The sequence below is a fragment of the Amycolatopsis sp. SID8362 genome (assembly GCF_010550475.1).
GTDB classification, from domain to species: domain Bacteria; phylum Actinomycetota; class Actinomycetes; order Mycobacteriales; family Pseudonocardiaceae; genus Amycolatopsis; species Amycolatopsis eburnea.
Genome location: NZ_JAAGNB010000043.1, coordinates 1 through 411, shown reverse-complemented (window position 1 = coordinate 411; position 411 = coordinate 1). Strand labels below are relative to the sequence as shown.

The following is a 411-nucleotide window of genomic DNA, read 5'->3' as shown; positions in this document are numbered from 1 at the left end:
CCCCGGCCGGGATGGGCGCGAGGGCGAACGCCGCCCAGCCGCCGGAACCGGCCAGGAACGCGCGGGTCCCCCGCTCGATGACGGCGTCGGACCCGGCCGCCAGCACCACCACCTGACCGCCGGGTTCGGCCAGCGCGGCTGGCGCGATCCCGCGGCCCGTCGCCGCGACGGAGAACTGGTCGAGCCGGGGCAACCCGCGGCCCGAAAGGTCGGCGTCGACGTACCCCAGACCCAGTTGATCCGCCACGACCAGCGGCAGCAGCCCGTTGAGGCCGCCGATCTCGATGGACATCAGCGCGTCGGCGCGCTCGCCGGTCCAGCGTTCGACGGCGGCCACCGCGGCCGCGAACTCGTCCCCGCCGGGCAGCTTCTCGGTGAACGCCGCCGTGGCGCCGACGACGCCGACCGGCA

At 76.6% G+C, this 411-nt stretch carries 1 protein-coding gene; it reads right to left on the bottom strand.

What is annotated here, in order from left to right; genetic code table 11:
- The coding region (locus G3I65_RS01385; protein ID WP_160693960.1) for a DUF917 family protein at positions 1-411 on the bottom strand (411 nt) is incomplete at both ends.